The sequence below is a fragment of the Caulobacter flavus genome (assembly GCF_003722335.1).
GTDB classification, from domain to species: Bacteria; Pseudomonadota; Alphaproteobacteria; order Caulobacterales; family Caulobacteraceae; genus Caulobacter; species Caulobacter flavus.
Map to the genome: position 1 here is coordinate 5,575,030 of NZ_CP026100.1, position 18,056 is coordinate 5,593,085.

Below are 18,056 nucleotides of genomic sequence, written 5' to 3' on the forward strand. Positions count from 1 at the left end.
CGCCTCACTGCTCGACGGGCTGGACGTCGCGGACGACCGCCGGCGCGAAGTCGGCCTTCAGCTTCTCGACCTGGGCCAGCATGGCGGCGTGGGCGGCCTCGATGGCCGCGTCGGCGCTCAACTGGCCCGGCTTGGCGGCCACGGCCTTCAGCGTGGCGCCGGCCGAGCCGAAAGCCATGTCGCCGGTCAGCTGGCGGATACGGCGGTGACGGAAGGTGATCGCCTTGCGCCAAGCCGAACCCTTGCGCAGCGCGGCCAGGGCCTCGACCGGATTGGACGGACCCAGGGTGTCGAAGTCGATCGAGACGTCCAGGGCGCTGGCCCAGTCGTACCACTTGGCGCGGTTGGCCGGATCCAGCGGCACGATGGCCCGCCACGGCACGCGCAGGGCGTCGGAGATGATCACCCCGTGCATGGCTTCGGAGATCACCTTTTCCGAGGCGCTGATCTCTTCCAGCACCTTCTCCACCGACCAGCGCGGGTCGATGAAGTGGATGCCGGCCTTGGCGCAGACCTTCTCCCAGGCGCCGTACATGGCGCTTTCGTAGTGCGGGATGAACGAGACGGCGTGGCGCTTCTCGACCTTGCCGGCGTCCCACAGGCTGCGGATCAGTATGCCGCTGTCGCCGATGCCCAGGCTCTCGTCGACGCCCAGTTCCTGCGCGGTCTTCTTGCCGCGCACGAAATAGACCGTCCACTTGTCGTCGAGCGTCGGCGCCTTGGTGTAGCCGCCCCAGCCCGAACCGAAGACGACCTTGCGGATCGACGGATCGAAGTTGTCGTAGAGGATCGAGCCGATGCCGAGGAACAGGTCGCTTTCGTCCTCGTCGAAGAACTCCGGCAGGATCTGCGGCCACAGCCAGTGGTTCAGCTCGTCGCCGAAGTTCTCGTGCTTGCCGCGGTAGAAGAACATCTTCATTCGGCGGCTCCCAGGGCCAGGGCGGCGACGTTGGCCGCCTCGATTTCGTCCTCGCGGGCCATGCGGCCGTAGCGCGAGATGATCTTGATGTCCGAGCGGATGATCTTCGCCGGGTTGCCCGCCACCAGCGAGCGCGGCGGAATGTCCTTGGTCACGACCGCGCCCGAGCCGATCACGCACTCGTCGCCGATGGTCACGCCCGGCAGGATGATGCTGCGCGCGCCGATGAAGCAGCGGCGGCCGATGAAGGTGTTCAGGTACAGGCCGCGCGTCAGGTCGTGGGTCAGGATCGCCGCGTCGAAGGCCACGTAGGTCTCCTCGCCGACATGCACGCCCTTGGGGTTGGTGCGGTCGAACTTGGCGCTCAGCGAGAACGACGCGGTCGGGTGGATGTGCATCCCCCAGACCTTGTTGTAGTAGGCCCGCCGGACATTGATGATCGCGTCCCGCAGCGGTCGGAACACGTTCAGGCTCCACTTCGGCTTGACGCCCTTGGGCGTCGGCGCTGTCTGGGGCGTGGCTGGGGACGTCATCGGCGCGTCTCCCCCTTCTCATGGGCGTCCAGGACGCTGTCGTAATAGTCTTCCAGCAGCGCGGTCTGGCGGCGGATGTCGAAGCGCTCGGCCACCATCCTGGGGGCGCGTTCGCTGAAGGCGTTCCACAGCGGCTGGTCGTTGAGCAGGCGGCCGATATGGTCGGCCATGGCGGCCACGTCGCGCTCGGCGGCCAGGAAGCCGGTGGCCCCCTCCTCCACCGCCTCGCCCACCCCGCCCGAGCGGAAGGCGACGACCGGCGCGCCCATGGCCTGCGCCTCCAGGTTGGCGATGCCGAAGGCCTCGGCGTGGCCGTTGGCCAGGGTCACCGCCCCGTGCAGATAGAGCTCGGCTTCCGACAGCAGGTCGCGGATCTGGGCCTGGGTCTGCTTCTCGCGCACCTCGACCTTGGGCAGAGAGCGCCGGGCCAGGGCCTCGATCTCGTCGCGCAGCGGCCCCTCGCCGATCATGATGAACTCGACCGGCGTGCCGGCCTTGGCCACCCGCTCCAGCGCCTCGATCATCAGCTTGTGGCCCTTGTACTCCACGAAGCGCGCGACCGAGACCACCAGCCCCTTGCGGCGCGGTCTGGTCGGGGCCGAGAACAGGCTGGTGTCGACGCCGATGTAGTGGCGAAAGATCCGCTCCTGGGAAAAGCCCAGGGCCAGCAGGCGGTCCTGGATGAAGTCGGACACGGCGATCTGCCAGCCGCCGCCCTTGGCCATCTGCTCGCGGCCCTTGGCGAAGAACCGCACCTGGTTGAAGCCGTCCACGTCGCCGGCATTGCCCGCGAAGGTGGCGTCGAAGCCGTGGAAGGTCGTCACCAGCGGCTTGCCCGCGGCGCGCGCCGCCAGCGGCTCGATGACGTAGCCGTTCTTGCCGAAGTGGGCGTGCACCAGGTCGGCCTGGCGGACGGCCGGGAACAGCGCCGGCGCCGGCAGGCGCACGGTCTTCAGGGCCAGCTCGCCCGCCCGCATGGCCGGCGAGGCGCGGATGTCGTGCACCGGAAAGCCGATGATCTCGCGATCCAGGTCAGCCATGGTGCTGCCGGCCAGGATCGCCGGCTGGTAGCGCGCCAGGGCCCGCGCCTGCTGGGCCACGAAGGCCTGCGACGGCGGCAGGTAGCGCTCCACGTAGTAGAGCACCTTGCGACGATCGTCGGGCGAGGTCGTCACGCGCCGCCGCCGATGAAGGCGCCGATGGCGTCGGTCAGCTGCCGGCGCTTGACCGCCGCGTCCGGATCCTCCGAACCCGAGACCAGCCCCTTGTCCATCAGCAGCGCGCGCAGCTCGCCCTCGTCGGTGGCCACATAGATGCCGGCCTGGGTCTTCAGCTGGGCGCAGGTGGCCAGCTGGTGGTCGTTGCGGTGCTCGTTGTGCGCGGCCAGGCGCGGGAACAGGATGATCGGCTTGTTGTACTTGCGGGCCGTCAGGATCGAGCCGATGCCGGCGTGCGAGACCAGCACCCGCGCCGAGGTGATCTTGCTCTCGAAGTCGCGCGGCGGCAGGTTTTCCTGGAAGGTGAAGTTGCGCGGCGACAGCGTGCTCTTGCCGATCTGGCCGAACACTTCCTCGCCGGTGTCGGGCGCGACGCGGTCCACGATGTCGACCAGGCGATCGAAGGGCAGCTGGGTTCCGACGGTCAGCAGGATCACAGGACGCTCCCGTAGTATTTCGGACCCTTGGCGGTGGCCAGCTGGCTCCACTGGGTGATCCAGAGATTGGCGACGTAGCCGGCCATCTTGCCGCTCATCGACAGCCGCTCGGAGTTGGCGATGCTGTCGACCCAGATCCCCCGCGCGCCGAAGAACCGGCCGATGACAATGGCCAGCAGACCCGGCGCGGCGCCGGTCGAGATGATCACGCTGGGCCGTTCGGTGCGGATGATGGAAAGCAGATCCCTCATACAGCGAAGATTGGCCCCAATATTGTCCCGGTTACAGTCCGGCACGACATAGGCTTTCTCGACGCCCGACTTCTCAGCCAAACCGGGCAAAGTCGTGACGAAGACCGGATCGGCGCTTTTGAAGGCGTCGCGGATCATCATCATCTGCTCCCAGTGGCCGCCGCTGGAGCAGACCGCCAGAACCTTGGGCCGCTTGACGCTACGCTGTGCTGTCATGACTTCGGATCCATTGTGCAGTTCGCAAGGCCGCATTCACGCGCGCGCTCGGCCGACGACGCTCGCCGCCGCCCTGGCGCTCCGGATGCGTTTCCCCCCTGGGTATTTTCTGGATCGCCAGCCCGGCCCCGCCGCCGTCGAGACGGCGGAAGCACGGGCCTTCCCGCCTAGTTCGGGACGGCGTCCACCTGGCGTTCGCCGGCCTTGAGGGCCGCGGCGTCGCCGCCGTCCGAGGCCGCCCCGCGCCCCACGGAGGCGTAGGTGAAGCCGTGGCGGACCATTTCGTGGGGCTTGTAGACGTTGCGCAGGTCGACGATGACCGGAGCGGCCAGGAGGCCCTTGAGGCGGTCCAGGTCGAGGGCGCGGAACTGGTCCCACTCGGTGAGCAGCAGCAGCACGTCGGCCTTGTCGGCGGCTTCGTAGGGGCCCGAGACGAAGGTGACGCCCGGCAGCAGGGCCTCGGCCTCGTGGCGGCCTTCAGGGTCGAAGGCCTGGACCTTGGCGCCCCTGGCCTGCAGGGCCGGCAGGATGTCGAGGCTGGGGGCGTCGCGCATGTCGTCGGTGTTGGGCTTGAAGGTCACGCCCAGCACGCCGACGGTCTTGCCGGCCAGGTCCTCGGTCCCGAGCACGGCGGCGACCTTGTCGGCCATGGCCTTCTTGCGGGCGCTGTTGACCTCGACCGTGGTCTCGATCAGCCGGGTCGGCGCGCCGTAGTCGGCGGCGGTCTTGACCAGGGCGATGGTGTCCTTGGGGAAGCACGAGCCGCCGTAGCCGGGGCCGGCGTTGAGGAACTTCGAGCCGATCCGCTTGTCCAGGCCGATGCCCTTGGCCACCTGCTGGACGTCGGCCCCGACCTTCTCGCACAGGTCGGCCATCTCGTTGATGAAGGTGATCTTCATCGCCAGGAAGGCGTTGGCGGCGTACTTGATCAGTTCGCTGGTGCGGCGGCCGGTGAAGACGATCGGGGTCTCGTTGAGGGAGAGCGGGCGATAGAGCTCGCGCATCACCGCCTGGGCCCGCTCGTCCTCGGCGCCAACCACCACGCGGTCGGGGCGCTTGAAGTCCTCGATGGCCGCGCCCTCGCGCAGGAACTCCGGATTGGAGACCACGGCGAACTGGGCCTCGGGATTGACCCGCTTGATGATCGCCTCGACCTCGTCGCCGGTGCCCACCGGCACGGTCGACTTGGTGACCACGACAGTGAAGCCGTCGATCAGGCCGGCGATCTCCTCGGCGGCGGCGTAGACGTAGGAGAGGTCGGCGTGGCCGTCGCCGCGGCGCGTGGGCGTGCCCACGGCGATGAACACCGCGTCGGCGTCCTTGATCGCCTGGGCGCCGTCCAGCGTGAACGACAGCCGGCCCTCGCGCACGTTACGGGCCACCAGGTCGTCCAGACCCGGCTCGAAGATCGGGATCTCGCCGGCCAGCAGCCGCGAAATCTTGCGCGGATCCTTGTCGATGCACGTCACCACGTGACCGAAGTCCGCAAAGCACGCCCCGGACACCAGGCCCACATAGCCCGTGCCAATCATCGCTACGCGCATGTCATCCCCTGCTCAATAAGAGCCCCGCCCAGCCGGCGGCACAAAAACACCGAGTGATCGTAATTCGACATTCCGTGCCGAAGCGCAATCACCAACTGATGACTATTCAAAAGAAATTTTTATGTGGCCAAAGTTTGTGGCGCCGGATGTCGGAACCGTGCAAACACGCGAGCGACCGTCCGGGATCGGATCGGAAATCAAACTTGGCCATAAAGGGCGTTAATCACCTTGGAGGCGAAAAGAGCGGGGTTCGAGCAAGAAATATACTTACCGTGACCGCATTTTCGGCGATCACATCGCAACAGCGCCGTTCACCGCATTCAAACGGGCATTCGGACGGCCCGGAATATAATTAATCGCCCATCCATGAGCCCTCTCGCCGCCTATCTGCACGACCTGGCACGCTCCCGGTTCTTCCTTCCCGGCGTGGGCGTCGGAGCGCTGATCGGCTTTGGCCTGGCCGCCGCCTGGTTCCAGACCACCCTGCCCCAGTGGCGGCCGACCGGCAGCGCCGCGGCCCGCACCGTCGTCAGGCTGGCGACCGCGCCCGCCGCGCCGATCCGCCTGAAACCTGGGGCCGTGATCGTCTGCGAGGGCGACAGCCTGACCTACGGCTTCAAGCGCTGGGGCGAATCGATTCCCGGCATCAACGGCTCGCCCTCGCCGCGCAGCCCCACGCCCTATCCCGAGACGCTGCGCGGCCTGCTGGGCGACAAGGTCACGGTGGTCAATCACGGCAAGCCCGGCGACCAGACGCTGGACGGCCTGACGCGCTGGGCCCGCGAGCCGACCGGCGACCTGACGATCATCATGTACGGCTCCAACGACGCCAAGGTGCGCGGCAAGCCCGGCGCCCTCGACGTCAAGGTCTACGCCAGCCTGCTGGAGGCCCTGGTGCGCCGACGGCTCGACGACGGCGGCCAAGTGATGGTTCTGCTGCCGCCGCCGGCCTCGGCCCGCGACACCCAAGCCAGGCTCGACCCGTTCCGCGAGGCCGCCGCCCAGGTCGCCGCCCGCACCGGCGTCAAGGCCGTCGACGCCGGAGAGGCCATGGCCGCGATCGGCGCGCCGCTGCAGTACGACGGCCTGCACCTGAACGACTCGGCCAACCTGGCCATCGCCCGCGCCGTGGCCGGGCAGATCCGCGTCGAATAGCCCCGCACGGCGGCCCGCGATGCATCCTCAGGATGCTTGCGCGGCGCCCCGGCCGGACCCAGTCTCGCCCGGCCAAGCTGGACGTCCCGTCATGCCCGCCCTGCCGACGCCGCTTCCCGCGACCGACGGCGCCGCCCGACCCAAGAGGCCGAAGCGACGGACGGGGCCCCTGCGCATCCTGGTCGTCGACGACACCCCCGCCAACCTGACCCTCGCCCGGGCCGTGCTCGACGCGGCGGGCCACGCGACGACCGGCGTCGGCGACGGCGCGGCCGGGGTGGCGGCGGTGCGCGACGGGACCTTCGACCTCGTGCTGATGGACGTTCGCATGCCGGTAATGGACGGCCTGGCCGCCGCCCGCGCGATCCGCGCCCTTCCCCCGCCGGCCGGCGCCGTGCCGATCCTGGCCATGACCGCCGACACCATGCCCTCGGAAATCGCGAACTTCCTGGCCGCTGGCATGGACGGCCACGTGGACAAGCCGATCGATATCGCCGCCCTGCTGGCGCGCGTGAAGGAGGCGGCGGCGATCCGCAGGGGGCAGTAAGACTCGCCTCAATCCCCGATGAAGCGGTAGCCCACCCCGGGCTCGGTGAGCAGGATCTTCGGGTGGGCAGGGTCGGCCTCGAGCTTCTGGCGCAGCTGGCCGACGAACACCCGCAGGTACTGGGTGTCGTGCATGTGGGCCGGGCCCCAGACCGAGGTCAGCAGCTCCTTGTGAGTCAGCACCTTGCCGCGTCCCATGGCGAGGCGGGCCAGCACCTCGTATTCGCGCGGCGAGACCTTCACCACCGCCCCGTCGCGGGTGACCAGGCGCTTGTCGAGATCCAGCTCCACGGCCCCGGCGCGGATCGGCCCGACCGGCGCCTGGGTGGCCGCCTTCTGGCGCAGGGCCACGCGCAGGCGAGCCAGCAGCTCGCCGACCCCGAACGGCTTTTCCACATAGTCGTTGGCGCCTCGGTCCAGGGCCTCGATCTTCTCGATCTCGCGGTCCCGGGCCGACAGGATCAGGATCGGGCCGTCGTAGAAGGCGCGGGCCTTCTCCAGCACCTCCTTGCCGTCCATGTCGGGCAGGCCAAGGTCGAGCACCACCGCGTCGGGCGACCACAGGGCGATGCCGCGCAGACCCTCCTGGCCGCCGTCGGCGCGCAGCGGGTCGTAGCCGGCCGCGTCGAGCGCGGGGGCCAGGAACCGGTGGATCTGCGGTTCGTCGTCGATCACCAGGATGCGGGGGCGAAGCGCGCTCATGATCGGCTCATAGCAGATGATGGGGCGTAGGCACGCCCTTGGGCAGGCTGATCAGCATGCGCGTGCCCTTGCCGTCGTGGATCGGGCTGGCGGCGGCGATGCGCCCGCCCATGGCCTCGACGAAGCCCTTGGCGATCGCCAGCCCCAGCCCCACGCCCTGGCTGGCGTTCGGCGAGCGGTCGCTGGGGTCCTGCAGGCGGCGGAACTTCTCGAACACGCGCAGGAGGTCGGCCGGCGGGATGCCCCGCCCCTCGTCCTCGATGCTGATCACCACGTGGGCGCGGTCCTCGTAGGCGGCGACCTCGATCCGCGCGCCGGCGGGGCTGTAGGCGATGGCGTTCTCCAGTATGTTGACCGCCACCTGCTCCAGCAGGCTGGGGTCGGCCTGGACCAGGCTGAGGGTCTCGGGGAAGTCGCGCACCAGCACGCGCCCCTCGAGGCGACGGGTCACCCGGTCGGCGGCGGCGGCCAGCACGTCGCGCACGTCGATCCAGTCGGTGCGCAGCTTCAGGCCTCCGCCCTCGATGCGGGTCATGTCCAGCAGGTTGGCGACGTAGCCGTTGAGCCGCTCGGCCTCCTCCTTGATGCCGACGGCGAGGTCGGCGCGGGCCGGGGGCGCGAGCTTTTCGCCGTAGTCGATCAGGGTGGTGGCTGCGCCCAGCACCGTGGTCAGCGGCGTGCGCAGGTCGTGGCTGATCGAGTTCAGCAGGGCGTTGCGGAAGCGGTCGGAGCGGCGCAGGGCCTCGGCCTCGACCGCGCCGGCCGCCAGTTCGGCCCGCTGCAGCGCCACCGCGCCCTGGTCGAGCAGGGCCAGCAGCAGGCGCTCCTCGTCCGATCCGCCGGCCAGCGCCCCGGCCTCGATCCCGGCCACGCCGGCCCGTGCGCCCAGCCCTTCCAGCGGCCAGAAGGTCCAGGCCGCCTGCGGCAGGGTGCCGGTTCCAGCGCCGGCCGGCTCGCCCTTCTCCCAGGCCCAGCGGGCGGCGGCCATGGGGGCGGTTCCGAGGTCGACCCAAGGGGACTGCATGTCGGGCGCGCCGGCGGCGGGGGCCAGCTCGCCGTCGACCGGCAGGAACACCACCGCCCGCGCGCCAGAGGCGGCCGCGGCCTGCTCGGCCAGGGCCTGGGCCACCGCCGCCTTGCCCGAGGCGGCCGACAGGGTGCGGCTGGCGGCCAGCAGGCTGGTGACGCTGGCCGCGCGCCGCTGCGAGCCCAGGGCCTGGTCGCGCACCCGGCCGGCCAGCCCGCCGGTGGCCAGGGCCACGGCCCAGAACACGATCAGGGTCAGCACGTCGGTCGGCGAGCCGATGGCCAGGCTGTAGCGCGGGGCCAGGAAGAAATAGTTGTAGACGAGGAAGGCCGCCGTCGCCGCCGCCAGCGCCGGGCGCAGGCCGTGCATCACCCCGGCCGCCAGCACGGCCGCCAGGTAGATCATCCCCAGTTCGACGCGGTCGAAGGCGGTGTCCAGCGCCCAGGCCACCAGGCTGGCGGCCGCCACGAAGCCGCCGCCGGTCAGGTAGGCGGGCCAGTCGAAACGGCGCGGCTTGGGCGCGGACGGCTCGGACGTCCCCTCCCCGCCGGCCCCGGTGACCACGTGGATCGCCTGGCCCCGCGCCTCGCGCAGCAGGGCGGCGGCCAGCGAGCGGCCGGTCAGTTCGCGCCAGCGGGAGTCCTTCGACTTGCCGATCACGATCTGGGTGACGTTGTTGCGCCGCGCCCAGGCCATGACCGTGGCCACCACGTCGGTTCCGGTCAGCACGACGGTGGAGCCGCCCAGCTGCTCGGCCAGCTTCAGGGCCTCGCGGGTGCGCGCCGCGGCGGCCTCGGGCGGCGGCGGACGGTCGGGGCGCTCGACGTGGGCCACGGTCCACGGCGCGTCCATCATCATGTCCGACAACCGCCGGCCGGCGCGCACGAGACCCGCCGCCATGCCGTCGCCGCCGGCCAGGACGAGAATCCGCTCGCCCGCCGCCCACGGCCCCTCGACGCCCTTCTCGCGCATGGCCGCGACCAGCTGGTCGTCGACCGTCTGGGCCGCGCGGCGCAGGGCCAGCTCGCGCAGGGCGGTGAGGTTCTCGATCCTGAAGAAGTTCTCCGAGGCCAGCCTCGCGGTCTCGGGCACGTAGACCTTGCCCGCCGCCATCCGCTCGCGCAGCTCGTCGGGGGTGATGTCGATCAGCTCGATGTCGTCGGCCCTGGCCAGGGCGCTGTCGGGCACCGTCTCGCGCTGGCGGGCGCCGGTGATGCGCAGGACGACGTCGACCAGGCTTTCCAGGTGCTGGACGTTCAGGGTGGTCCAGACGTCGATCCCGGCCGCCAGGATCTCCTCGACGTCCTGCCAGCGCTTGGGATGGCGCGAGCCGGGGGCGTTGGAGTGGGCGTACTCGTCGACCAGCAGCAGCCTGGGCCTGCGCTCCAGCGCCGCGTCGAGGTCGAACTCCAGATAGCTGCGGCCCCGGCTGTCGACCGGACGGCGCGGCAGCACGTCGAGCCCGCGCAGCAGGCTCTCGGTCTCGCGGCGGCCGTGGGTCTCGACCACCCCGACCAGCACGTCCAGGCCTTCCGCCTTGCGGCGGCGGGCGGCGCGCAGCATCTCGTAGGTCTTGCCCACGCCCGGCGCCATGCCCAGGAACACCTTGAGGCGCCCCCGGCGGGCCTTGTTGGCGGCCGCCAGAAGCGCCTCGGGGTCGGGGCGGCCCCTTTCGGGGTATGAGGAGGGGTCGCCCGCCAACGACTAGCCGACCATCGGGAAGCGCGCGTCGAGCGCCCGGTTGACGTCCAGAACGTTGACCCGCGGCTGGCCGATGAAGCCCAGCAGCGGCGGCTTCACGGCCGCGTCGATCATGGCCAGCACCTCGCCGCGCGGCGCGTTGCGGGCGGCGGCGATGCGGGGCGCCTGCAGGCGGGCATAGGCCGGCGAGATGTCCGGATCCAGGCCCGAGCCGGACGTCGTGACCGCGTCGGCCGGAATGACCGCGCCGGGAAACTGCGCCCTCAGGGCGGTCGCGCCGGTCTTCTCGCGCTCGATCAGTTTTTCGTTCAGCGGACCCATGTTGGAGCCGCTGGAGGCCGAGGCGTCATAGCCGTTCCCCGCCGCCGACGGGCGGCCGTGCAGATAGGCCGGCTTGGCGAAGACCTGGCCGATCAGTTCCGAGCCGACCACCTGGCCGCGGGCGTCGCGGACCAGCGAGCCGTTGGCCTTGTCCGGGAACGCCGCCTGGGCGACGCCGGTAATGGCCAGCGGATAGGCCAGGCCCAGAAGGATGGTGAAGAGGCCCATCGAAACGAGGGCCGGGCGAAGGTGCGAGATCATGACCTTCAAGCTCCTTTCCTAGAACCGCTTCGAGACGCCGACGTACAGTTGCGCGTCGGGGGTGTCGCGGTTCAATCCGAAATTGGCGCCGGCGTCCAGTTGCAGGGTCGGCGCGACGAGATAGGCGGCGGCGACGTCGGCCGAGACCTGGGTCACCGTGTCGGCGGGGTCGAAGTTGGTGCTGGTCCACAGCTCGCCGACCAGGCTCAGCTTGTCGGTGACCGGTCGGGCCAGGTTGACGACGTTGGTCACCGCCGCGTGGCGGCCGTCGCCGTCGGCGTCGAGCAGCAGGTCGACCTGCGGCCCGAAGGTCAGGGTGGCGCCGTCGAGCGCGATGCTGATCGGCACGGCCACGCCGCCCTCCACCTCGTCGTTGCCCAGGCCCTTGGCCGCCGTCGGGATCTTCACGTAGGGCAGCAGGGCGACGCTCACCTTGTCGCCGGCGTGGACGCGGGTCTTGTACCGGATCCACACGTCGCCGACGCCGTCGGTCTTGTCGTCGACGCCCGGCCCCTTCACGCGGGCCTGCAGATAGGGCGTCCAGGTCACCTGCAGGTCGCTGGAGTCGGTCAGGCCGTACTTCAGGGTCGCCGCGGCCACGGCGGTCGTCTCGGCCTTGAGGCCCGAGGCCTTCACCTGGGTCCAGTTCACCCCGTCAGCTTCGACCTGCCAGGCGCCCTTGGGCACGGTGCAGGTGCTGTTGGCCTTGGTCGGGCGGTCGGTGCAGATCGGAGCCTCGTCCGCCCAGGCGGCGGTCGCGGCGAGGGTCGAGGCGGTGAGCACGAGAAACGCGAACTTGCGCATTGGAATTCTTCGTCTTTCGAGGAGGAGGAGTAAGATCACTGGCCGCCGAGATTGGCCGCCAGGCAGACGAGCCCGATCGCCACGACGCCGAAGAGGAGGTCCCTCAGGATCGGACCCAGGACGATCGGGCGTTTCATCAGGCCAGCCCCAGGGCGGAGACGGCCATGTCGATGAGCTTGATGCCGACGAACGGGGCGACGAGGCCGCCGACGCCGTAGATCAGCAGGTTGCGCGAGAGCAGCTTGCCGGCGCCGATGGCGCGGTACTTGACGCCCTTCAGGGCCAGCGGGATCAGGGCCACGATCACCAGGGCGTTGAAGATCACCGCCGACAGGATCGCGCTCTGCGGGCTGTGCAGATTCATGATGTTCAGCGCGCCCAGCGCCGGCAGCGAGACCACGAACATCGCCGGGATGATGGCGAAGTACTTGGCCACGTCGTTGGCGATCGAGAAGGTGGTCAGCGCGCCGCGGGTGATCAGCATCTGCTTTCCGACCTCGACGATCTCGATGACCTTGGTCGGGTCGCTGTCGAGGTCGACCATGTTGCCGGCCTCGCGGGCGGCTTGGGCGCCGGTCTGCATGGCCACGCCGACGTCGGCCTGGGCGAGCGCGGGGGCGTCGTTGGCGCCGTCGCCGCACATGGCCACCAGCCGGCCCTTGGCCTGCTCGGCCCGGATCAGGCGCAGCTTGTCCTCGGGCGTGGCTTCGGCGAGGAAGTCGTCGACGCCGGCCTCCGAGGCGATCGCGGCGGCGGTCACCGGGTTGTCGCCGGTGATCATCACCGTGCGCAGGCCCATGCGGCGCAGGTCGGCGAAGCGAGCCTTCACCCCGGGCTTGACCACGTCCTTGAGGTGGATGACGCCGACCAGGACGCCGTCCTCGCTGACCGCCAGCGGCGTGCCGCCAGAGCGGGCGATGCGGTCGACGGCGGCCATCACCTCGGGGGCGATCCGCTTGGGATCGATGGCCAGGCTGCGATAGACCGCGTCCACCGCGCCCTTGCGCCAGGAGCGGCCGTCGACGTCCAGGCCCGACTGGCGGGTCGTGGCGCTGAACGCGATGGCCGTCGCGCCGGCCGGGACCTCCAGGGAGAGGCCGGCCTGGCGGCCCAGCTCGACGATCGAGCGGCCTTCCGGCGTCTCGTCGGCCAGCGAGGCCATGACGGCCGCGCGCAGCGCCGCGTCGGGGCGCACGCCGGGGGCGGCGATGACTTCCGTCGCCATGCGGTTGCCGAAGGTGATGGTGCCGGTCTTGTCGAGCAGCAGGGTGTCGACGTCGCCCGCCGCTTCCACGGCGCGGCCCGAGGTGGCCAGGACGTTGACCTTCAGCAGCCGGTCCATGCCGGCGATGCCGACGGCCGACAGCAGGCCGCCGATGGTCGTGGGAATGAGCGTGATGAACAGCGCGCCCAGCACCAGCGGATCCAGGGCCACGCCCGAGAACTTGCCCAGGCCCAGCAGGGTGACCACGGCGATCAGGAAGATCAGGGTCAGGCCCGCCAGCAGCACGGCCAGGGCGATCTCGTTGGGCGTCTTGCGGCGGTCGGCGCCCTCGACCATGGCGATCATGCGGTCGAGGAAAGTCGAGCCCGGCGCGGCGGTGACCCGCACCTTGATCCAGTCGGAGACGACCGTGGTGCCGCCGGTCACCGCCGAGCGGTCGCCGCCGCTCTCGCGGATCACCGGCGCGCTCTCGCCGGTGATGGCGGCCTCGTTGACGCTGGCCATGCCCTCGACGATCTCGCCGTCGGTGGGGACCACGTCGCCGGCCTCGACCAGAACGAGCTCGCCGGGAACCAGCTTGTGGGCCGGGGTCGGGATGATCGTGCCGGCCTGCTCGTCGATGATCAGCTTGGCCTTGGTGGTGACGCGGGCGGCCCGCAGGCTGTCGGCGGCGGCCTTGCCGCGGCCCTCGGCCACGCTCTCGGCCAGGTTGGCGAACAGCACGGTGGCCCAGAGCCACAGCGAGACCTGCACGGCGAAACCGGCCGACTGCTGGGCTGCGATGGCCGCGACGGCCGAGACCGTCGACAGCAGCGCCACGATCCAGGTCGCGAAGATCACCGGATTGCCGGTCAGCTTGCGCGGGTCCAGCTTGAGGAAGGCGTCCTTGGCCGCGCGGGCCAGGATCGGGGTCGACAGGCCGCCGGCCAGGCTGGCCGGCTTGCGCCGGCCCTCCTCGCCCGCAGCGTTTTCATAGGTGGTCATGGAAGTTCGCTTTCGATCAGCGGATGCGATCAGCGGCTGGAGGCGACGAAGGCGAGCGCCTGGAAGTGCTCGACGATCGGTCCCAGCGCCAGAGCGGGGAAGAACTGCAGGCCGCCGAGGATCAGGATCACCCCGATCAGCAGGCCGACGAAGAGGCCGCCGTGGGTCGGCATGGCGCCGGCCGTGGGGGCGAGCTTGGGCTTGGCCGCGAGGGCGCCGGCGATGGCCAGCACCGCGACGATGGGAGCAAAGCGCCCGAACATCATCGCCAGGCCCAGGGTGGTGTTCCACCAGGGGGCGTTGGCGGTCAGGCCGCCGAAGGCCGAACCGTTGTTGGCCGTCGTCGAGACGTAGGCGTAGAGGATCTCCGACAGGCCGTGCGGCCCGGCGTGCATGAGGCCCTTCAGGGCTTCCGGCAGGATCGCGGCCAGAGCGGCGAAGCCCAACATGAACAGCGGGATGACCAGCACGGCCAACATGGCGAACTGGATCTCGCGGGCCTCGATCTTCTTGCCCAGGTACTCGGGCGTGCGGCCCACCATCAGGCCGGCGACGAACACCGCCAGCAGGGCCATGACGACCATGATGGCCACGCCCGAGCCGATGCCGCCGGGCAGGATCTCGCCCAGCTGCATCAGGAACATGGTCATGCCCCCGCCCAGCGGCATCAGGCTGGAATGCATGCCGTTGACCGAGCCGTTGGAGGCGCCGGTGGTCATGGCGGCCCAGGCGGCGGTCGAAGGCGCGCCGAAGCGGACCTCCTTGCCTTCCATGTTCACGCTGGCGTCGACATGGGCCGCGACCTGGGCCGGCGGGGCCCGCGTCTCGGTCACGTAGATCGCGCCGGCGCCGGCGCTCAGCAGCACAGCGGCGGCGACCACCAGGGCGCGGACGTCCTTCTTGGCCAGCACGCTGCGGCCGAAGGCGAAGAAGGCCGCCCAGCCCAGCACGTTGATCGAGACGGCCGTGATCAGGTTGGTCAGCGGGGTCGGGTTCTCGAACGGGTGGGCCGAGTTGACGTTGAAGATGCCGCCGCCGTTGATGCCCAGCTGCTTGACGGCCAGCTGGCTGGCGGTGGCGAAGAGGGAAATCTTCTGCTCGCCGCCCTCCAGCGTGTGGGCGGTGACGCCGGCGGCCAGGGTCTGGGGCACGCCCAGGGCCACGAGCACGATCGCCACGACCGCGCACAGCGGCAGCAGCACCCACAGGGTGGTGCGGATCACGTCGCTCCAGAAGTTGCCGACGTCCTCGCCCTTGCTGGCCACAAAGCCGCGCGCCAGGGCCGCGGCGATCGCCGCGCCGGTGGCGGCCGAGACGAAGTTCTGCACCGTCAGCACGAGCATCTGGCTGAGCGTCGACATGGTGGTCTCGCCGCCATAGCTCTGCCAGTTGGTGTTGGTCACGAAGCTGACGGCGGTGTTGAACGCCAGGTGCGGCGACAGCCCCGAGAAGCCCTGCGGGTTCAGCGGCAGCACGCCCTGCAGGCGCAGCACGCCATAGACGAGAAAGAAGCCCACCGCGTTGAAGGCCAGCAGCGCGCCGGCATAGCCGATCCAGCTCTGGCCCTTGCGCGGGTCGATCCCGCCCGCGGCGTAGAACAGCCGCTCGACCGGCGCCATCAGCGGGTCGAGCCAGGTGCGCTCGCCGTTCCAGACGCGCGACATGTATACGCCCAGCGGCCAGCCCAAGCCGACCGCCAGGCCAAGCGTCAGGGCGATTTCCGCCCATCCTTGCCAGTTCATTTGAGGTTATCCGAGGATCGTCAGAACCGGTCCGGCCGCATCAGGGCCGTGACCATGTAGGCCGCGACGACGATCGCCCCGGCCCCCCACAGCGCGTTCACGAACAGGGTCATGCGCGCCTCAATGCGACGGCGAACAGGCCGAAGAGCAGGAACAGCCCTCCGCCCAGCGCCAGGAATGCGATGTCAGCCATGCCGGCCTCCTTCCGAGTTGGCGCGGAAGGGACCACGGAGCCGCGTAAGGGCTCCATTCGGGAGACGTATGGGCGGCATAAGGGCCGCATAAAGATCGCCGGCCGCAAATATTTGCTGCAATGCAGCGCGAGAATAGGCCGCCTTCGGCGCCGCCAAGCTTCACCGGTAACTGTGCCGCCAGCCTTGCGAACAAGGCGCTTTCGTGACCAGCGAAGGGCTATGCAAGGATTATCGCCGCGACGAAACTTTGTCCTTGTTTGCAGCGCAAAATCGGGAAACGGTGGAAGCCTTCACACATCGAACGCGTTCTTGGGTCATGTCGCCGCTGTTCCCCACCTTGGTCATTCTGGGCCTGCTGGCGCTGCTGGCCTGGCCCAGCATCGAGCCCCATGTGCGCCGCCGCCTGCGCGGCCGCGCCAAGCGCCGCGGCTATTTCCGGGATTAGGATTTGGGTCCTCTCCCTCCGGGGCCCACGGCCATCAGAGCAGGTGGCCCAGAAGGCCGAAGGGGGACGCCTTCAGCTTCCGATGCGTAGCCGACTATGTCTGGCTCTGATCCGGTATTTCCCCCGTAAAATCCCCGCGAAAGCAGGGACCCAGGCTTTTTCCGCCACCCACCAACACTGCCTCCCTCGCCCTTGTGGCGAGGGTCCATGCCAGCCGCTGCTCAGACAGCACCAAGCTCGAAAGGTCTGAGCAGGCTGAACCATGGATCCTCGCCACAAGGGCGAGGAAAGCGAGCCTAGAAATCCTCCCCCACAGGGGAGGTTCCTCGCGCCGCCTCTACGACTCCAGTTCGATGTCCCAGTACAGATAGTCGAGCCAGCTGGCGTGCAGGTGCCCCGGCGGGAACTTGCGGCCGCGGTCCTGGAGTTCGTGCATCGAGGGCCGGCGGGCGGTGTGGAAGGGGTGCATGCCCGCCTCGCGCGGGGTGCGCCCGCCCTTGGTCAGGTTGCAGGGCGCGCAGGCGGTGACGATGTTCTCCCACGTCGTGCGCCCGCCTCGCGAGCGCGGGATCACATGGTCGAAGGTCAGCTCGTCGGGCGAGCCGCAGTACTGGCAGGAAAAGCTGTCGCGCAGGAAGAGGTTGAAGCGGGTGAAGGCCGGCGGCCGCTCCTGCGGCACGTACTGCTTCAGCGACACCACGCTGGGCAGCTTCATCTCGAACGACGGCGAATGGACCACGTGATCGTAGGTCGACACGACGTCGACGCGGTCGAGGAACACCGCCTTGATCACCTCCTGCCATGGCCAGAGGGACAGCGGATAGTAGCTCAAGGGCCGATAGTCGGCGTTGAGCACGAGCGCCGGCATGCCGGACGGGGGACGGGTCAGCACCTGCATCAGGGCCTCCCGAATTCGGGACCGAACAGGTCCCTATGGGGCTGGTACGCGGTCGGACTGAAGACGGGCCTCCTTCCTACGCAAATCAGGGAATCGCCATTCATTCCCGGACGCACCGAAAGGATGATCCCAATCAGCGACAGAACCAAGACGAAGCTTGCGAAATTGGGGCTTGCGAAATTAGGGCCCGCGAAAGCTCAGCCCGCGGGCCGCAGCTCTATCTCGCCGCGCCGCACGCCGCCGTAGCAGGCCCAGAGAAGATGCGCCGCCACGCCGCGATAGGGCTGCCAGGCCTCGGCGCGGACATAGGCCGCCTTCTCGTTGGGTCGAACCTCCAGCCCGTCGGCCCAGCGCATGGCCTCCTGCAGGGCGATGTCGCCGCCGGGGAAGACGTCGATGCGGCCCTCGCAGAACATCAGGAAGGTCTCGGCGGTCCACCGCCCTATCCCCTTGATCGCCACCAGGGCCGCGACGGCCTGCGCGTCGGGCATGGCCTTGAGCGCGTCGAAGTCGCAGGCGCCCGACAGGTGCGCGCCGGCGATCTCGCGCAGATAGCGCACCTTGGGCCGCGACAGGCCCAGGCCCTGCAGGGCGGGATCGTCCAGGGCCATGACGGCGTGCGGCGTCAGGTCGGGAAGCCCCGCCTGCACCCGCGCCCAGATCGCCGCCGCGGCGGCGACCGAGATCTGCTGCTCGACGATCATCCGGGCCAGGCCCGGAAAGCCGCCGGGGCGCAGGCGCCATTCGAACACCGGCGTCACCGCCTCGAGCCGGGCGAACATCGGATCGGCGGCGGCCAGGTGGGCGCGGGCGGCGGCGATCAGGTCGGGGGTGGGAGCGGAAGCGGAGATCACGCCGGCGAGGAAGCCCTCGCCGGAGCCTGACAGCAACCCGAAACTTGCGGCGGGCGCAGTGCGTCCTTCGAGGAGGCTAC

At 69.9% G+C, this 18,056-nt stretch carries 17 protein-coding genes; 3 read left to right on the forward strand and 14 right to left on the reverse strand.

From position 1 onward, the window contains the following. Positions 1–4: 4 nt before the first annotated feature. From C1707_RS25420 to C1707_RS25445, 6 genes are all read right to left on the reverse strand, one after another. Complete coding sequence (locus C1707_RS25420) at positions 5–919, reverse strand: polysaccharide pyruvyl transferase family protein (protein WP_101714870.1); 915 nt, start codon at positions 917–919, stop codon at positions 5–7. Continuing rightward, a complete protein-coding gene (locus C1707_RS27045) occupies positions 916–1,452 on the reverse strand; it encodes an acyltransferase (protein WP_101714871.1) in 537 nt (178 codons plus the stop codon). Before C1707_RS27045 ends, C1707_RS25420 begins: the two co-directional genes overlap by 4 nt. Beyond that, positions 1,449–2,627: a glycosyltransferase gene (locus C1707_RS25430; RefSeq protein WP_101714872.1), complete on the reverse strand. Its 1,179-nt coding sequence runs from the start codon at positions 2,625–2,627 to the stop codon at positions 1,449–1,451. Before C1707_RS25430 ends, C1707_RS27045 begins: the two co-directional genes overlap by 4 nt. Then, positions 2,624–3,106 carry a glycosyltransferase gene (locus tag C1707_RS25435; RefSeq protein ID WP_164467463.1) on the reverse strand — a complete coding sequence of 161 codons (483 nt, stop codon included), beginning with the start codon at positions 3,104–3,106 and terminating at the stop codon, positions 2,624–2,626. Before C1707_RS25435 ends, C1707_RS25430 begins: the two co-directional genes overlap by 4 nt. Further along, a complete protein-coding gene (locus C1707_RS25440; RefSeq protein ID WP_101714874.1) occupies positions 3,103–3,573 on the reverse strand; it encodes a glycosyltransferase family protein in 471 nt (156 codons plus the stop codon). Before C1707_RS25440 ends, C1707_RS25435 begins: the two co-directional genes overlap by 4 nt. A gap of 167 nt (positions 3,574–3,740) precedes the next feature. Continuing rightward, entirely contained in the window at positions 3,741–5,117 is a 1,377-nt protein-coding gene (locus C1707_RS25445; protein WP_240633824.1) for a UDP-glucose dehydrogenase family protein, read from the reverse strand. Between the two features lie 366 nt (positions 5,118–5,483). Between C1707_RS25445 and C1707_RS25450 the strand changes: the two genes are divergently transcribed. Next, positions 5,484–6,272, forward strand: a complete 789-nt coding sequence (locus C1707_RS25450; protein ID WP_101714944.1) for an SGNH/GDSL hydrolase family protein — start codon at positions 5,484–5,486, stop codon at positions 6,270–6,272. Positions 6,273–6,363: 91 nt separating this feature from the next. Next, the gene (locus tag C1707_RS25455) at positions 6,364–6,819 is read left to right on the forward strand and encodes a response regulator (protein WP_240633825.1); all 456 of its coding nucleotides are present in this window, start codon (positions 6,364–6,366) and stop codon (positions 6,817–6,819) included. A gap of 8 nt (positions 6,820–6,827) precedes the next feature. Here the strand turns inward: C1707_RS25455 and C1707_RS25460 are convergent, their stop codons facing one another. From C1707_RS25460 to kdpA, 6 genes are all read right to left on the reverse strand, one after another. Next, a complete protein-coding gene (locus C1707_RS25460) occupies positions 6,828–7,520 on the reverse strand; it encodes a response regulator (RefSeq protein ID WP_101714942.1) in 693 nt (230 codons plus the stop codon). A gap of 7 nt (positions 7,521–7,527) precedes the next feature. Next, positions 7,528–10,140, reverse strand: a complete 2,613-nt coding sequence (locus tag C1707_RS25465; RefSeq protein ID WP_240633992.1) for a DUF4118 domain-containing protein — start codon at positions 10,138–10,140, stop codon at positions 7,528–7,530. A 111-nt stretch (positions 10,141–10,251) separates the two neighbouring features. Next, positions 10,252–10,830 (reverse strand): potassium-transporting ATPase subunit KdpC, encoded by a 579-nt coding sequence (kdpC, locus tag C1707_RS25470; RefSeq protein WP_101714949.1) that lies wholly within the window; start codon positions 10,828–10,830, stop codon positions 10,252–10,254. 18 nt (positions 10,831–10,848) lie between these two features. Then, positions 10,849–11,634 carry a transporter gene (locus C1707_RS25475; protein WP_101714940.1) on the reverse strand — a complete coding sequence of 262 codons (786 nt, stop codon included), beginning with the start codon at positions 11,632–11,634 and terminating at the stop codon, positions 10,849–10,851. Positions 11,635–11,770: 136 nt separating this feature from the next. Further along, on the reverse strand, positions 11,771–13,843 hold the full coding sequence (gene kdpB / locus C1707_RS25480; protein ID WP_101714939.1) for a potassium-transporting ATPase subunit KdpB: 2,073 nt from the start codon (positions 13,841–13,843) through the stop codon (positions 11,771–11,773). A 29-nt stretch (positions 13,844–13,872) separates the two neighbouring features. Continuing rightward, positions 13,873–15,585, reverse strand: a complete 1,713-nt coding sequence (gene kdpA / locus C1707_RS25485; RefSeq protein WP_101714938.1) for a potassium-transporting ATPase subunit KdpA — start codon at positions 15,583–15,585, stop codon at positions 13,873–13,875. A gap of 510 nt (positions 15,586–16,095) precedes the next feature. Here kdpA and C1707_RS27050 point away from each other — a divergent pair. Then, positions 16,096–16,224: a hypothetical protein gene (locus C1707_RS27050; protein ID WP_276310648.1), complete on the forward strand. Its 129-nt coding sequence runs from the start codon at positions 16,096–16,098 to the stop codon at positions 16,222–16,224. A gap of 337 nt (positions 16,225–16,561) precedes the next feature. On the opposite strand, the gene C1707_RS25495 is transcribed toward C1707_RS27050, so the two are convergent. Further along, positions 16,562–17,125: an HNH endonuclease gene (locus tag C1707_RS25495; RefSeq protein ID WP_101714936.1), complete on the reverse strand. Its 564-nt coding sequence runs from the start codon at positions 17,123–17,125 to the stop codon at positions 16,562–16,564. 194 nt (positions 17,126–17,319) lie between these two features. After that, a complete protein-coding gene (locus tag C1707_RS25500; protein ID WP_101714948.1) occupies positions 17,320–17,904 on the reverse strand; it encodes a DNA-3-methyladenine glycosylase family protein in 585 nt (194 codons plus the stop codon). Positions 17,905–18,056: the final 152 nt, after the last annotated feature.

Excerpts from the sequence above, each read along its gene's own strand:
- C1707_RS25420 (WP_101714870.1), bottom strand. The coding sequence starts at position 919 with ATGAAGATGTTCTTCTACCGCGGCAAGCACGAGAACTTCGGCGACGAG.
- C1707_RS27045 (WP_101714871.1), bottom strand. The coding sequence starts at position 1,452 with ATGACGTCCCCAGCCACGCCCCAGACAGCGCCGACGCCCAAGGGCGTC.
- C1707_RS25440 (WP_101714874.1), bottom strand. The coding sequence starts at position 3,573 with ATGACAGCACAGCGTAGCGTCAAGCGGCCCAAGGTTCTGGCGGTCTGC.
- C1707_RS25445 (WP_240633824.1), bottom strand. The coding sequence starts at position 5,117 with ATGCGCGTAGCGATGATTGGCACGGGCTATGTGGGCCTGGTGTCCGGG.
- C1707_RS25450 (WP_101714944.1), top strand. The coding sequence starts at position 5,484 with ATGAGCCCTCTCGCCGCCTATCTGCACGACCTGGCACGCTCCCGGTTC.
- C1707_RS25455 (WP_240633825.1), top strand. The coding sequence starts at position 6,364 with ATGCCCGCCCTGCCGACGCCGCTTCCCGCGACCGACGGCGCCGCCCGA.
- C1707_RS25460 (WP_101714942.1), bottom strand. The coding sequence starts at position 7,520 with ATGAGCGCGCTTCGCCCCCGCATCCTGGTGATCGACGACGAACCGCAG.
- C1707_RS25465 (WP_240633992.1), bottom strand. The coding sequence starts at position 10,140 with ATGGCGCCGGGCGTGGGCAAGACCTACGAGATGCTGCGCGCCGCCCGC.
- kdpC (WP_101714949.1), bottom strand. The coding sequence starts at position 10,830 with ATGATCTCGCACCTTCGCCCGGCCCTCGTTTCGATGGGCCTCTTCACC.
- C1707_RS25475 (WP_101714940.1), bottom strand. The coding sequence starts at position 11,634 with ATGCGCAAGTTCGCGTTTCTCGTGCTCACCGCCTCGACCCTCGCCGCG.
- kdpB (WP_101714939.1), bottom strand. The coding sequence starts at position 13,843 with ATGACCACCTATGAAAACGCTGCGGGCGAGGAGGGCCGGCGCAAGCCG.
- kdpA (WP_101714938.1), bottom strand. The coding sequence starts at position 15,585 with ATGAACTGGCAAGGATGGGCGGAAATCGCCCTGACGCTTGGCCTGGCG.
- C1707_RS27050 (WP_276310648.1), top strand. The coding sequence starts at position 16,096 with ATGTCGCCGCTGTTCCCCACCTTGGTCATTCTGGGCCTGCTGGCGCTG.
- C1707_RS25500 (WP_101714948.1), bottom strand. The coding sequence starts at position 17,904 with ATGTTCGCCCGGCTCGAGGCGGTGACGCCGGTGTTCGAATGGCGCCTG.